Here is a 14038-nt window from a genome sequence, read left to right as displayed (position 1 = left end):
GGCCGAGGCGGTCTCGGTCGGCGTCGGCGATTGTGGAATGACTCCCCTCGAATCCGCTCGGCTCATTCGGGGAGGCTGAGGGGGAGATCGGCGGGGCTGACGTCCTTGACGGAGAGGTCGGCGTAGAGGGCGCGGAGCTTCAAGCCGTTTTTGAGCGTGTACCAGGCGACGATCCGATCGGCCTGGCCGACCTTGGCGCCGGCGCCGACGTAGTGGAAGGTGTCGGGCTCGGTCTGGTCGTCGACGAACCGACGCGCCGGGGGCTGGTAGACTTCCCTCGTCAGGTACTTGTCGTGGAGCTGGATCAGCTCCTTCTCGGCGGCCGTCTGAGCGGCGGGTTGTTTCAGGCTGGCCGCGTTGAACTTCACCTGGTCAAAGGCCGCGAACGGGGAATCGGGGAAGACGTCGCCGTTGAACCGGGCGGCGGCGCCGAGGAAGCCGGCCATCTCGTCCTCGGTGATCGTGGGCTTGGCCTGGGCCTCGTAGGCATAGCCGGCCGGGGGATCGAGGCGGAAATCCGCCGCGTCGAGCTTGGGGTCGACGACGATCTCATGCTCCCAGCGCGCGACGGGCATCCACATCGAGGACTTCTCCTCGACGGTCTGCTTCCGTTCCGGCGCGGTCTCGGGATCGAAGTCGTTCTCATTGGTGACATAGATCGCGGCCAACCGTTTCGACTTCCGGTCGAAGAGGAAGTCGCGACGGGCCGGCCCCTGGTCTTCGTTCTCCACGATCATGGCCCGGACGACGTTGGCCTGAAGCCCATCGATCTCCCGGGTCCCCTGGAGCGAGACCGACTTCACGGGCAAGACCTTGGCGACCATGCGATCGCGGAGCGCCTCGCCGACCCAGGCGAACGGCCCCCGGACGTCCGGTTGGCCGATGGCCGCCTTCAGGACGGCCTTCTTGCCCTTCAGGTCCAGCACGAGCATCCGGCCCGTCCGGGCGTCGGTGATCTCGATCATCCTCGGCTGCCCCTCCTTGTCCAGGAAGGTCTCGCGGTACCGGCCCGGGTGTCGGTAGGCGTGGAGGCGGCGTTCCTCCTGGAGCCAGGTCCGCTTGCCGTCGACGCTCGTGGCGCGGGCGTAATACGTGGTGGTCCAGGTCATCGTCAGGGGGTCGTCGACCCCGGGGATGGCCGCCGCGAAGGCGGTGCGGCCGATCGAATTCCCGGGGCGGAGCAGGAACAGGCCTGACGCGAGGATGATCGCCGCCGCGGCGACCCATTTGGAACTGGTCACGAGAATTCTCCTGTATCGATGTGTTTGCGGGACGATCGCGGGCTTGAGCGCGTCGAGGGCTTCGGCGCGGCGGATGCGCCAGGCCTCGAAGTCGGGCGCGGGGGCCTCGCCCAGGCCGGCCCGGAGCCGGTCTTCCCAGGCATTTTCATTCAACGCCGTGTTCATGTCTTGGCTCCTGATGAGTCGAGGGCCTTGGCCAGCTTGCCGCGAGCTCGTTGCAGGCGGCCGTGGATGCTCGCGACCGACAGGCCGAGCGCCCGGGAGATCTCGTCGTACGACAGCCCGCTGAAGTAATGGAGCACGACGATCTCGCGCGAGTTCTCGTCCAGGAGGCCGAGGGCGTCCTGGACCTGGTCGCGGAGCGCCCGGCGCTCGGAATCGCCGGCGCGCTCGCGGTCTTCGGGCAACGGCTCGTGCGCCGGCCGGTCGGCGTCCAGCCGCGAGGCCGTCCGGCGACAGATCGTCCCCAGCCACTCGGGGAACCGGTCGCGGTCGCGCAAGGTGCGCAGTGTGCGGCAGGCGATCGCGAACGCCTCCTGTGCCGCGTCTTCCGCCAGGTGGCGATCCGCCAACCGGCCGCGGGCGATCCCCACCGCCATCCGATAATGCCGCTCGTACAACCGGCCGAAGCTCGACAGGTCGCCCTGACAAGCCGCCGTCACAAGCTCCGCGTCGGAACGATCCAAGGCAAAGCCTCTCTCCAGAGGGTGGGACGATGTCACCGACGCCGACATGTTAGTGCCCCCGATTCGCCGAAAATGAGCGCGCATGCCGGAGGAATTCTCATCAACGATCAAACGCCGACGGCGGCCGCTTTCGCAACCCCTGGCGGTCCCGCGGTTGTCGGAACGCGAGATCGCCCTAGAATGGAGAGTCCCCGGCGTCGCCGGGCGGGCGAGCGACGATCGACCAGGAGAGCGAACGGATGAAGGTTTACAGATGGGCGACGGCGGTGGTTGTGATCGCGGCGCTGGGCCTGGTCGCGGCGTCGGGCGGTGAGAAGCCGGCCGCGCCGGCGCGGGCGATTCCGGACGGTCCGCTGGGCGACGCGATCCGGTTGGGGGAGATGCTGGTGGAGCAGACGACGACCCATCCGCTGACGAAGCCGTACGTCGGCAACGCGCTGAATTGCACCTCGTGCCACCTGGACAACGGCAAGAACCTGAACGCCGCGACGTTCATCGGGGTCGCGTCGGCCTACCCGGCGTGGTCGCCGCGCGAGGGCCGGGTCGTCACGCTGGAAGATCGCGTGCTGAACTGCTTCATGCGAAGCTGCAACGGCGTCCGACCGCCGCTCGGGAGCCGGGCGTCGGTGGCCGTCACGGCCTACATCACCTGGCTGTCCGCCGACATGCCCTTGCGCATGAATCCGTCCAAACCGAACGGCCCGAACGCGGTCCCTACTCTGGAGATCTCGACCGACCAGGCCGACCCGTCGCGCGGTGAGGTGATCTACGCCGAGAAGTGCGCGTCATGCCACGCCAAGAACGGCGCGGGGCGGAAGGAGAACCCGCCCGTCTGGGGCCCTCGATCGTACAACCAGGGCGCCGGCCTGGCGCAGACGCCCCAGCTCGGCGCCTGGCTGAAGGTCGCGATGCCGCTCGACGAACCCGACCTGACCGACCACGACGCGCTCGACGTCGCCGCCTTCGTCAACAGTCACAACCGCCCCGCGTTCAAACTGGAAGACCATCTGCCCCCCTCCTCGAAACTCGGCGAATACAACTCAGAGGCCGGATCACCCAAGCCCTGAGAGGCAAGCCGTCGATGAGCCGCGTCGCCGTTTCGAAATCCCAGATGCGAACTATCCGGGACCTGATCGCGGCCTTCCCGAGCGAATCGCCGCACTCGGCGTATGTGGCCCAGCACGGCGCGCTGCCACTTTACGTCAGCTGGGGCGCGACCATCGGCATCACGCCGAAGGGCAAGATCGTCGAGTGGAGCACCGAGGGCGACTACGAAGGCCTCCGTCCCGCAGACCCGAGCTGGGTCATCTCCGCCCTGGTTCAAGGATCGAAGAAGTGGCCGGCCCTGACTGCGTTGATTCCGCCTCGCCCCCCGACCGCCCACACGTGTCCCGATTGTCACGGAACCGGCCGCATCCACGGCGTCCCCGAGAACATCGCCGATGGCGTCGGCTGCTCCTGCAGGGGCGTGGGATGGATCGAGCCGCAAGTCGAGGAACGGCGTTCGATGCTCTCACGTCTCCGCGATCGGCTGCCGCGATTGCGGAGGCGTGACGGCCCCTAGCGCGCCCAGGGATGCGAAGGCCGCGACGATCAACGGGGCGAGGAGCCGCGCCGGGGCGGAGGCGGCGAGGGGCTGGCCGGTCTCGGACGTGGGGAACACGAGCGCGCCGAGGAACTCGAAGACGACGGCGCCGATCAGGGCGCCCAGCGCGCCGCCGAGGGTCGAGCGAACGAGCAGCGACCGCCCTCCCAGGGCGATCCCGAGGGCGAGCCCTCCCGCCGCGCCGGCCAGGGCGAAGGGGGGGCCGTGCATCGCCAGCGAGGCGATCAGGTCGTTGGAGACCGTGTACTGGAGTCGGCGATAGAGTGGCAGCGACCCCCGCGCGGCCGCGAGCCCGCACGACGCGCCGACCGCCGCTCCCACAAGGGCCGAAACCGCCGCCGCGCGCGGGGAACGGCGGGAGAGGCCGCCGGCCAGGCCGAGCATGAGGCCGAGCGTCGCGCCGAAGACGCCTTGGAACCGGGCGGCGTCGGCGTCAGCGGCGTCCATCCGGCCCTGCGGCGTGGACGACTGGAACGTGCGGCCCATCACGGTCATCTCCATCTCGGGCGCGGGGGGGCGCACCAGGGGCGTCTCTCCCACGAGCCAGCTCGCGAGCCCCGCGACGAGGCCCGCGGCCAGCACCCAGCGACCGACTCGGCGAGGCGGCGACGACGGCGACATGTCAGGGCTCCTGGCCGGTCCCGCCCGGCCCCGCGCGAGGGGCGCGGGCTTCGAGCCGGAACAAGGCGCGTTGCGATTCGGAGTCGAGCGGGTTCTGGGCGATGGCCAGCCGATACCACTCGCGGGCCTCGATGAGGCGGCCGACCTCCTCGTTCGCGGTCCCCAGGCAGCGGAGGAGGTTGGCGTCGGACAAGGCCGCCGTTTCGGTCAGCCGCGCCGTCAAGGCCGAAAGCAGGTCGAACCGGCGGACCTCCGCAAAGTAGCGGGCCGCTTCGGCGTCCTGACCGGTCAGCTTCAAGGCCGTGCCCAGGCTGCTCAGCGTCCGGCGATCGTCCGGCTTGATGGCGAGCGCGGTCCGAAAATGGGCGGCCGCCGTCGCGTGGTCGTGACGCGAGAGCGCGAGCAGGCCGCGCAGCCGGGCCGTCTCGGCGTGCATCTCGGGCCCCTCGGCGATGAGGGCGGACGCCTCGTCGAGATCGGAGCGATCCAGTGCCAGCGCCGCGCGGATCGCGCGGGCGTCGGCGTCGTCGGCCGGTAGCGGGACGAGCAGCGGAGCCGCCTCGGCCCCCCTCCCCAGCCGCCTGAGCCCTTCCGCCAGGGCGAGCCGCGACGCGCGATCTTCGGGATCGGCCTCCACCGCTCGACGAAGCGCCTCGACGTCGGATTCGGGCTCCCAGTGAAGGTTGCGCGTCATCCCCCAGAAACTGAGATAGGTGAGGTCCAGCACCCCCTGCGACGCCAGCGCTTGAAACTGCGAATCGAGTTCCTCAAGCCGCTGCTGCCTGGCGTAGAGGCGGATCAACTCAAGTCGCGCGGACGCCAGCCGAGGGTCGCGCGCCAGCCCGGCGATCAGCGAGGCTTCGGCGTCGCGGATTCGATACTCGGACAGCTCGATCCGCGCGGCTTGAAGACGCGCGGGCGCGGCGAGGCCGTCGCCGTCCTGGATCGCCTTCAGCGATCCGAGCGCCTCGTCGAGCCGCCCTTGCGCATGGCACATCCGGGCGCGCGCCAGGAGATCTTGCGACTTCAAACGGTCGTGCTTCGCAAGCCACGCGAGCGAGTGTTCGCAGCGATCGAGCCGACCGTGATCGACGTCGTCGTAAAGCGTCGCGCGGATCCGCTCGGCGGATGGACGGAAACGGGCGAACCCGGCCCAGGCCGCCCCCAGCCCGCACATCAGCAGGATGGAGGCGACGAGCCAGAGCGGCCTGACCGCCTTGGGTGTTCTTCGCCATGGGTCGTGCTTCATCGCCCGCTCCACACGCCGACTCGACAACCGCCGAGGGCAGTCAATCATGTTAGCACAAAGGCGTGCGGCGTCCGATCCTCAAGAGACGCCTTTTTGGAGGCCGCGCCTTTCTCCGGCTTCTTGAACAGTTTTTCAAGCTCCTCCGGCGGCTTGGGAGGGGCGGTCGCGTTCGAGGGGGGGGCGACCGCATCGTCGCAGCCCGAGAGGGCCAAGAGGACGGAAGCGGTCATCAGCAGAGTTCCCAGACGTCTCATTAAAGCCTCGCTCCCACGTCGATGGCTCGCCCGGCGCGACCGGACGAACCATCGAACAATCAACATGGATAAGGTAAGGGCGCCGTCAGCGCCTCGAAACGATTCGATACGACTTCGCGGCCGCTTAGTAGCTGTCCGCGCTCACGACCTCGCCCTGATTCCTCGTGCCGATCGCCCACCAGGTGGGAATGCTGATCGTGTCCTTGATGAACCGGACCGAACCGTCGGTCATGCAGGCGTTGACCCCGCCCGGGTGGTTGCTGGTGGCGGTGAGGGCGTCCATATAGCCGCCGAGATCGGCGTTCTGGGTGTTCGCCGCCGTGCAGGAAAGCCCGTTGGGCGTATTGGTATGGTTGTAGCCGCTGTTATTCTCGTTGGTGTTGCAAGCGGCCGAATTCCAGAGGAAGCCGAAATACTGTCCACTGTTCAGGTTCGCCGTCAGCGTCGCCGGGATGGACTTGCACGTCTGCACGAATTGCAGAGCCTGCGCCGCGTTGCCCGAGTCGCCGTTGACCGTGAAGGACGTATTGAAGAAGTACCGCTTGGCCAAGTTGGACCCCGAAGTGACGGGCGCCGTCCGGAGGCCGCCGCCGACGAGCTTCTCGGAGAACATCACCGTGTTCGAGGTGCCGTCGATGACCGACTCGAACCCGAACGACGCGCAATTGCTGTTCGTCGGGCCGCCGCTGTCGCTGCCGTTGGGGTCGTGCTTCATCGGTGCGATCGGGCCGCTCCAGACCCCGAGCGACGCCGGCCCCCCGAGATTGGCCATGTAGTTGAGCTTCGTGTTCGGCCAGGCGGGCGGGGGCATGTTCTCCGACGGGCAGACGAGCACGTTGAGCTGCGACTTGGTGACCGTGTAATTCATCTGCTCCCACGCGCCCCAGACCCAGTTCGTGGCGTTGTACATGTTCGTCTGCTCGAGACCGGGAAGCAGCGAGGCCGACCAGCCCATCGGCCACGCCTGCCAGGGCCCGACGTTCGTGTAATTCTGCGCGAACGGCGGCAACACGTTCTGCTGCGAAACGTAGTTGTGGACCGCCAGCCCGATCTGCTTGAGGTTGTTGACGCACTGCGACCGCCGCGCCGCCTCACGCGCCGACTGCACCGCCGGCAACAACAGCGCGATCAACACGGCGATGATCGCAATGACGACCAAGAGCTCGATCAGCGTGAATCCCCGCCGGAGACGTCCTCTCATAGCGAACCTCCGATGTCACGAATGAAAACGATGAAGGCGGACCCGTCGGACGATCGCCGCAACGGGAGGCGCGCGGCGCCGCCCGGACGGAGCCCGTCCGACTCGACCATCCAGAACGACGCAAGGCGATCAAGAACCATCTATGAAAGAATTCATAGATGAGATTGTTAATCGAAATTCATTCGGCGATGAAGATGAGGGGTGCAACCGCGAGCTGTTCGGCTTGACATCAACGTCGCGGATGCCATTGATTCGCGTTGAACCGGCAGTATATCCGCATCGGATACGATATCAACAGAATTCCTCTTCGCTGATTCAACAATTGTCGACGGCGTGCGAAATGAGGCCGCGAGCCGTGAATCGTCGTCGATTCGACGGTCTCCGAGGGGTCGCCGAGCCTGTCTCGCTCACGCCTCGGCGATCGGTTCGTCCTTGGCGTTTGGAAGGCGGATCGGCATGCGACGGATGCGAAGGCCGATCGCATTGAAGACGGCGTTGGCGACGGCCGGGGCGACGGCGATGATCGGGGTCTCACCCGCGCCGGCGGAGGCGAGGTCGGGACGGTCCAGGAGATGGACGTCGAGCGTGGGGAGGTCGGCGAACCGGGGGACGCGGTAGGCGCCGAACGAAGCATTTCGGATTACCCCCTCGGAGAACTCCGACGCCTCGCGAAGCGCCGGGCCGAGGCCCATGACGACCGCCCCCTTGACCTGGTTGAGCAGGTTGGCGGGGTTGATGATCTTGCCGCACTCGTAGACCTGGCAGACGTGGTCGACGCGGATCGTCCCCTTGTCGCGATCGACCGAGACCGACGCGCACGCGGCGACGAATCCACCTTTGTCCATGCCGCAGGCGAGGCCGACGCCCTGCCCCGGCGTCTTCGATTTCGACCGGCCCGGCCAGTCGAACCTCGACGCGGCTTCGACGAGGACCGCGCGGAGACGGGACTCGTCGAGGTGGGCGAGCCGGAACGCGAGCGGGTCTTGCCCGGCCAACACGGCCAGTTCATCCATGAAGCTCTCGCGGGCGAAGTTGTTCGCCGTCGAGGCGAGCGCCCGGTACGACCCATGCCGCAAGGGCGCGGCCGACGGGATGAACCGGGCGTCGCTCCGCCCCACGCGGTACGGCGTCTGAACCTGCCCGGCGCCGGAGTTGATGTTGAGGAACCGCCAGGTCGTGATCTTGCCTTGCGCGTCGAGCGACGCCTCGGCCTCGATCGCCGCGGCGGGTCGGAACTGCGCCCAGGTGAACTCCTCGGGCCGGGTCCAGACGATCCGGACGGGCTTGCCGGCCTCTTTCGCGAGCCGCGCCGCCTCGACGGCGTACTCGCCCGAGTGCTTGCCGCCGAACCCGCCGCCGAAGTCGGGGACGACCACCCGGGCGCGGTCTTCCGGCAACCCGAAAGCCCGGGCCAGCTCGCTCCGGACGCCGAACGGGACTTGCGTGCCGACCCAGGCCGTCACCCGGCCGTCCTCCCATTCCGCGACCGCCGCGCGCGGCTCCATCGGGGCGTGCTGGATGTACGCGACGTCGTACGACCGCTTGAGCGACTTCGCCCCCTTGGCGACCTCGTCGGCGAATGGGTTCGCCGGAATCCCCCCCTCGGCGTGCGCGCGGAGGTAAGCCGGAAGCTCGGCGCTCGACGGGTGCGGGGCCGTCTTCCACTTCGCCGTCGCGGCGATCGCGTCGAGCGCCTTCTGCGCCCGGGCCGTCGTCGGCGCCGCCACGCCGACGAACCCGCCGTCGCGAACCGCGACCACCCCTTCCATCGCGCGCGCCGGAGCCAGGTCGACCGATTCCAGCGTCGCCCCGAAGCTCGGCGCGCGGAGCACCTTGCCGTACAGCATGCCGGGGCGGACGACGTCGGACGGATAGTGATGCGAGCCGGTGACGATATCGCGGCCGTTCGGTCGAGGGACCGAGGTTCCCATCGTCCGCCACGACGCGACGGGCGTGAGCGCGACCTCGGGCGAGACGCTCCGCGCGAGCCCTTGCGCAGCCTCGGCGTCGGTCGCCAGGTCGGCGTAGGTCAGCGTCCGATCTCCCTTCGCCTCACGGGCTTGCCCTTCGCGAACGTCGATCGCGGCGGCCTCGACGCCCCAGCGTTTGGCCGCGAGAGCGACGAGCAGCGACCGAGCCGAGGCGCATCCCGCGCGGATGGCGGGGATGGTCGAAGGGGTCGACCGGCTGCCGTAGGTGCCGCCGTCGTCGGGGACGAGCGCGGTGTCGGCCATCACCAGGTCGACTCGCTCGATCGGCACGCGCAGCTCCTCGGCGGCGGCCTGCGACAGCTCGGCGCGGGCGCCCTGGCCGCACTCGACCTTGCCCGTCATCACCGTCAACCCGCCGTCCTTGCCGATGTGGACCCGGGCGGCCACGGACGTCGCCCCGCTCCCCCCGCCGCCTCGGCGGCCTCCTCCGGGCCGCAGCCCCCGGCCCGGCTGCTGCCCGTGGGCGGAGTCGGCGGCGACCGCGATCAACAGCCCGGCGCCGAGCGTTTTCAGGACCTCGCGGCGATTCGGGTCGGCGGTCGGGACGTCAACGAAATGGTAGTCGACGCGATCGACGAGTTCCTCATAATCGTCGCTCAGCCCGACGGCTTTGAGGGATTCGGCCTGCCAGTCATGGCGCGGGATCATGGCTCATCCCCCCTTCCGGTCGTCGGCCCGGCGGACGGCCTGAATGATCTTGGGATAGCTGCAACATCGGCAGATATTCCGATTCATCCCCGCGACGATCTGGGCGTCCGTCGGCTTCGGCTTCTCGGCCAGCAGCGCCACGGCGGCGATGATCATGCCGGCCGTGCAGAACCCGCACTGGAACGCCCCTTCGTCGAGGAACGCCTGCTGAACGGGATGGAGCGCATCGCCCTGCGCGAGCCCCTCGATCGTGACGACCGACTTCCCCTCGACCCGCTCCGCCGGCAAGCGGCAGGAGAAGACCCGCTTGCCTTCGAGCAGCACCGAGCACGCGCCGCACTGCCCCTCGCCGCAGCCGTATTTCGTGCCCAGCAGCCCGAGGTCTTCGCGCAGGACCTCCAGCAACGACCGCTCCGGGTCGGTCGTCGCCGTTCGCTCCCGCCCATTCACATTGAATCGAATCCGAATCGCGACGTCGACGCCCATCGAATCGCCCTCCCGATCCCTTCGAGCCAGCCGTTTCGTTCACTCTGACCGTCCCGCGCGGGGCGGTCAAGGACGTCATCGCGTTGATCCGAAATCGGGGCGCGAAGCCGGCCTTCCGGTCGATCGGAACGTGGGGAGCGGGACGATGCGCATCAGCTTCCACTTGAGGCCGGGCGTCATGACGGTTTCAATGTCGACCCGACGCCCCTGCATCGGTTTTGAATGGTTTGTTGACTCACTCCTCACAAACCTCTATGCTTGTCCGCATTCCGGTGCCCGACGAGCGCCGTCCGACCGGATGCGTCATTCTCTCTCAAGGACTTAGTGAGACGATATCGATCATTTCTGAATCGAGGAGTATGCGATGCGCCCACACCGGTTATGCTTCACGCTGCTCGGCTTGTTCTTGCTCGCGCCCGCCGCGGACGCGAGCATCGTCGTCTTCGAAACGCAGAGCACGGCGGTCCAGACGATCACCTCCGACCTGGTGCCCAACGGGTCGATCACCCTGAACGCCGCGGGCCCCCAGCAGTTCACGCTCGACCTGACGACCGGGTTCGCGAACGTCGTTTCCGCCTTCCACGGTTCCGACTTCGTGACGCCGCTCGGGACCGCGACCTACGACCTCTACAACACGGCGACCACCGGCACGATCACGGACAACGGCGGAAGCTACACGATCCATTTCTCGCTGCTGTTCGAGCTGAAGATCACCAGCGGCCCGCTGGACGGCGTCATCTTCGAGACGAAAACCAACTCCATCTTCGAGACGACCGTCGCGAGCCTCCCGTTCCCGAGCAACACCGTATTCGGCGATCCGGCCCGTCCGAACGACGGGGTCACGATCTTCGTCAAGGAGGACCCGAACGGCGTGCTGGCGTCGCTCGGCATCCCGGTCGGCTCGCCGGTCGGCACGAGTTCGAACCGCGTCGTGACGACGCTGAACGTCGTACCCGAACCGGCCAGTCTCTCGATGCTCGCCCTCGGGGTCGCCGGGATCGCAGGCTACATGAGGCGGCGTCCGCGATCGTGACCATCGCCCGCCGCGAGGCCGCATGACAAACGAAAAGGCGGCGCGGATTCAGGCCGAACCCGCGCCGCCCGGTAATTTCGTCGCGAAGTTCGGACTCGCTAAACTACGACGTGTACACGACGCCCTTGGAGTTCGTCAGGTTGACGTTCCCCAGGGCGTTGGTCTGGATCACGTTTCCGTTCACCACGGTTGCGGTGCACACACCTTGGGCGAAGAGGCCCCAACCCTGGCTGCCGGAGATCTGGTTCCCCTGGACGAGGTTGCTCTTGGACGACTGGATCGTCACGCCGTTGCCGCCGCTGTTGAGGATCTTGTTCTGATACGGGGCCGAAAAGCCGCCGACGGTCGTAGACCGCGTGCCGGCGCCGAGCAGGATGCCGCCGAGGTCGTTGCCCAGGGCGGCCGTGCCGTTGGAATTCGTTCCGATGTACGTGTGGAAGATGGCGTTGTCGTAGGCCGAGCCGACGATCTCGACGCCGTACCGGCGATTCGACGAGATCGTCACCTGCGGTTCGATGGAGGGCTGGAAGCCGCCGATCGAGTTGCCGTGGGCGCGGCCGGAGATCTTGATCCCGCTTCCGCCGTTCGGAATGGCGTACTGGATCTTGGTGTTGGTGCCGACCGCGGTCTCGGTCACCTGCACGCCGGTGGCGTTGCCGCCGATCTCGATGCCGTCGCCGAGGTTGCCCGAGACGATGCAGGTGCGGATCACGTTGTTCCCGCCGGTCGAGGTGATCAGGATGCCGTCCTGCCGGTTCGGCGCCGCCGAGCCGAAGGCGAAGACGCCGGCGAAGGTGTTGAACGAGACGAACCCGCTGGCCTTGTCGCGCACCTCGATGCCGTTGCGGTTGTTCCCCGAAATCACATTGCCCAGCGGGATCACCCCGCCGACCTGCGTGTTCCTGGAAGACCCCGAAATCAGCAAACCGTCGCCGCCGTTGGCCACGACCGAGGCGTTGTTCGCGCCCACGCCCAGGAAATTGGCCTGCACCGTCGTATCGTTGGAGTTGTTGATCCGCAGTCCGTTGCCGCGATTTCCGCTGATCACGTTGTAAAACACAAACGGATCTTGCTGGAACGTGCAGCCGATCAGTTGATTGCCGTTGGCGCCGTCGATCGCCACGCCGTCCTGACCGTTGCCCAGCGCCAAATTGCCCGACGCCGTGGTGCCGACGAAATTCCCGCTCAGCGTATTCTGCGTGGCGCCCTTGTTGATGAGCACGCCGTTGCCGCGATTGCCCGAGATCAGGTTCCCCTGGGGAGGTCGGGAGAACACGCCCGCCGTGGGATCGTTGCCGTTCGTCGCCTGACCCCCGATGAGATTACGGGCCGCGCCGTTGGTGACGAGGATCCCGTTCTTCGCGTTGGCCCGAGCGAGCGTGCCGGCGGCGTTGGTCCCGATGTTGTTCATTGCGATCCGGTTGTCGTTGGACCCGTAGATCCCGATGCCGTTGCCGCAGTTGCCGCTGATCACGTTGGAGAGCTGGAATTCCGTGTTCACCGTCGCCTGGTACGAGAATTCGCCGGTGTCGCCGATCACGATCCCGACCGCCTGGTTGCCCATCACCGCGTCGTTGCTGGTCCACCCGTTGACGCCGGGGAAGTTCAGGTCGACCCAGGAATTGGGGCCGAAGCTGCCGTCGGTGTTGCGCCGGATCGTCACCAGCGAGCCTTGAGTCGTGTTGCTCGATCCGGTCTGGATCGAGTCGGCGGCGAGCGTGTAAACGCCCTTCTCGACGCTGCTGATCCCCTCGAAGTGGGTCTCGTAAGTTTTCCCAGCCGCCCCGTTCGGGTAGTCGAGCGACGTCCAGTTGGTGTACTGACCGGTCGCGGAGTCGTAATCGACGATGTAGCCGTGCCCAACGCCGCCGCCCGGGGCGAGTGTGGTGTAGCCGCCGACGATGGTGTAGCTCGTGCCGCCGTTGTACCAGATGCCGTAAGCCGTTGTGCTCGTCGATCCCGGATAAACGATGTCCGGCAGGAAGGTGTTATGAACGACGTCGTACATGAACGCGTGGCCCGTGCCGATGGGCAGGTTCCCCTCGGGACCGTCGGCGTTGCCGACCGCGAGGCCGCCCATGGTGCTGTGGACGTAATTGAATTTCGCGCCGGGGTAGTCGATCGTCCGGTAATTGGCGGCGTTCGAGAGGCCGGCGGTCGTCCCTTCGTAGAGGAAGCCGTTGACCATGTCGTCGCCGGTCTTGTAGCTGCCGACCAGCCGGACGACGCCGTTGCCGAGGTCGTCGGGGCCGTAGACGCTCGTGGAGGTGGCGCCGGGGTAGTTGACGGAGAAGCTCGCCCCCCCGACGCCCGTGATCGGCCCCACGTACAGCAAGCCGTTGGCGGACGACGTGCCGGCGATGAGGTACTGGCCGCTCACGCTGGTACCGCGGAGCCCCTGCCAGCCCGAGACCGGCTGCATGCTCACGGCGCTCGCGTTGTAATAGCTGATGCTCGACACCGGGTCGGAGCGGCCGATCAGGTTGTCGTGCGACGACGCGTTGATCTGAATGCCGTCGCCGCGGTTGCCGGCCACCGACGACCCGTCGGCGCGAAGGCCGATATAGTTCCCTTGCACCGTGACGTGCGAGGCGTTCAGCGTGACGCCCGCGTTCCCGGCGCTCACCAACGAGAGCGAGCTGAGGCTCGATCCGTCGGCGCCGTTCGCGAAGTTGAAGCCCTTCGTGCCGTGGAAATCGACGGTCACGACCGGCGCCCCCGCGAACGTCGGGGCCGAGCCGCCGTTGATCGCCACGCTGTCGGTGATCGAAGGCAGGGACGTCCGACCGACCCGGATCACGCCGGCGACGCCGAAGTCGATCGTGTCGGGGCCCGGCTGCGCATTGGCGGCGATGATCGCCTGCCTCAGCGAGCCCGTTCCGGAGTCGCCGAGGTTCGTCACCGTGAAGGTCGCCATAAGCTGCCGGTCTTCCAGGACTTCCACGATTCGGGGCCTCGAACCAGCCGAACCCCGACGCCGGGAACCCGCAACCTTCTTCGCGAACGCCGACTGGAACCGAAT

At 67.5% G+C, this 14038-nt stretch carries 12 protein-coding genes; 3 read left to right on the top strand and 9 right to left on the bottom strand.

All coding sequences use genetic code 11. From position 1 onward, the window contains the following. Nucleotides 1-62: 62 nt before the first annotated feature. The gene (locus BSF38_RS16845; RefSeq protein ID WP_076347522.1) at nt 63-1406 is read right to left on the bottom strand and encodes a hypothetical protein; all 1344 of its coding nucleotides are present in this window, start codon (nt 1404-1406) and stop codon (nt 63-65) included. Next, the gene (locus tag BSF38_RS16840; protein ID WP_076347520.1) at nt 1403-1927 is read right to left on the bottom strand and encodes an RNA polymerase sigma factor; all 525 of its coding nucleotides are present in this window, start codon (nt 1925-1927) and stop codon (nt 1403-1405) included. The genes BSF38_RS16845 and BSF38_RS16840 overlap by 4 nt, the downstream gene beginning before the upstream one ends. Before the next feature lie 239 nt (nt 1928-2166). On the opposite strand from BSF38_RS16840, the gene BSF38_RS16835 reads away from it, so the two are divergent. Further along, on the top strand, nt 2167-2994 hold the full coding sequence (locus tag BSF38_RS16835; protein ID WP_076347518.1) for a c-type cytochrome: 828 nt from the start codon (nt 2167-2169) through the stop codon (nt 2992-2994). 44 nt (nt 2995-3038) lie between these two features. Further along, a complete protein-coding gene (locus tag BSF38_RS16830) occupies nt 3039-3491 on the top strand; it encodes a hypothetical protein (RefSeq protein WP_145952177.1) in 453 nt (150 codons plus the stop codon). On the opposite strand, the gene BSF38_RS16825 is transcribed toward BSF38_RS16830, so the two are convergent. The 6 genes from BSF38_RS16825 to BSF38_RS16800 form a co-directional block, all read right to left on the bottom strand. Next, a complete protein-coding gene (locus BSF38_RS16825; protein WP_076347514.1) occupies nt 3441-4154 on the bottom strand; it encodes a hypothetical protein in 714 nt (237 codons plus the stop codon). The two genes, BSF38_RS16830 and BSF38_RS16825, sit on opposite strands and share 51 nt — an antisense overlap. Nucleotide 4155: 1 nt before the next feature. Next, nucleotides 4156-5403 carry a tetratricopeptide repeat protein gene (locus BSF38_RS16820; protein ID WP_145952176.1) on the bottom strand — a complete coding sequence of 416 codons (1248 nt, stop codon included), beginning with the start codon at nt 5401-5403 and terminating at the stop codon, nt 4156-4158. 44 nt (nt 5404-5447) lie between these two features. After that, nucleotides 5448-5633 carry a hypothetical protein gene (locus BSF38_RS16815; RefSeq protein ID WP_076347511.1) on the bottom strand — a complete coding sequence of 62 codons (186 nt, stop codon included), beginning with the start codon at nt 5631-5633 and terminating at the stop codon, nt 5448-5450. Nucleotides 5634-5781: 148 nt separating this feature from the next. Then, nucleotides 5782-6858 carry a DUF1559 domain-containing protein gene (locus BSF38_RS16810; RefSeq protein WP_076347509.1) on the bottom strand — a complete coding sequence of 359 codons (1077 nt, stop codon included), beginning with the start codon at nt 6856-6858 and terminating at the stop codon, nt 5782-5784. A 407-nt stretch (nt 6859-7265) separates the two neighbouring features. Beyond that, the gene (locus BSF38_RS16805; RefSeq protein ID WP_083713006.1) at nt 7266-9497 is read right to left on the bottom strand and encodes a xanthine dehydrogenase family protein molybdopterin-binding subunit; all 2232 of its coding nucleotides are present in this window, start codon (nt 9495-9497) and stop codon (nt 7266-7268) included. 3 nt (nt 9498-9500) lie between these two features. Next, nucleotides 9501-9983, bottom strand: coding sequence for a (2Fe-2S)-binding protein (locus BSF38_RS16800; RefSeq protein WP_076347507.1), 483 nt, complete (start codon nt 9981-9983; stop codon nt 9501-9503). A gap of 364 nt (nt 9984-10347) precedes the next feature. On the opposite strand from BSF38_RS16800, the gene BSF38_RS16795 reads away from it, so the two are divergent. Beyond that, entirely contained in the window at nt 10348-11016 is a 669-nt protein-coding gene (locus tag BSF38_RS16795) for a PEP-CTERM sorting domain-containing protein (RefSeq protein WP_076347505.1), read from the top strand. Nucleotides 11017-11119: 103 nt separating this feature from the next. Here BSF38_RS16795 and BSF38_RS16790 read toward each other — a convergent pair whose 3' ends face one another. Next, nucleotides 11120-13960, bottom strand: coding sequence for a beta strand repeat-containing protein (locus BSF38_RS16790; protein WP_237170493.1), 2841 nt, complete (start codon nt 13958-13960; stop codon nt 11120-11122). Between the last annotated feature and the right edge of the window lie 78 nt (nt 13961-14038).

This window comes from Paludisphaera borealis (assembly GCF_001956985.1).
GTDB classification, from domain to species: Bacteria; Planctomycetota; Planctomycetia; order Isosphaerales; family Isosphaeraceae; genus Paludisphaera; species Paludisphaera borealis.
Note: the sequence above shows the minus strand (reverse complement) of the source record. Positions and strands in the feature narration are given on the sequence as shown.

Bases quoted from the DNA above. Each gene is read 5' to 3' on its own strand.
- BSF38_RS16810 (WP_076347509.1), bottom strand. From the start codon at position 6,858: ATGAGAGGACGTCTCCGGCGGGGATTCACGCTGATCGAGCTCTTGGTC.
- BSF38_RS16795 (WP_076347505.1), top strand. From the start codon at position 10,348: ATGCGCCCACACCGGTTATGCTTCACGCTGCTCGGCTTGTTCTTGCTC.
- BSF38_RS16845 (WP_076347522.1), bottom strand. From the start codon at position 1,406: ATGAACACGGCGTTGAATGAAAATGCCTGGGAAGACCGGCTCCGGGCC.
- BSF38_RS16815 (WP_076347511.1), bottom strand. From the start codon at position 5,633: ATGACCGCTTCCGTCCTCTTGGCCCTCTCGGGCTGCGACGATGCGGTC.
- BSF38_RS16805 (WP_083713006.1), bottom strand. From the start codon at position 9,497: ATGATCCCGCGCCATGACTGGCAGGCCGAATCCCTCAAAGCCGTCGGG.
- BSF38_RS16825 (WP_076347514.1), bottom strand. From the start codon at position 4,154: ATGTCGCCGTCGTCGCCGCCTCGCCGAGTCGGTCGCTGGGTGCTGGCC.
- BSF38_RS16820 (WP_145952176.1), bottom strand. From the start codon at position 5,403: ATGAAGCACGACCCATGGCGAAGAACACCCAAGGCGGTCAGGCCGCTC.
- BSF38_RS16830 (WP_145952177.1), top strand. From the start codon at position 3,039: ATGCGAACTATCCGGGACCTGATCGCGGCCTTCCCGAGCGAATCGCCG.
- BSF38_RS16835 (WP_076347518.1), top strand. From the start codon at position 2,167: ATGAAGGTTTACAGATGGGCGACGGCGGTGGTTGTGATCGCGGCGCTG.
- BSF38_RS16800 (WP_076347507.1), bottom strand. From the start codon at position 9,983: ATGGGCGTCGACGTCGCGATTCGGATTCGATTCAATGTGAATGGGCGG.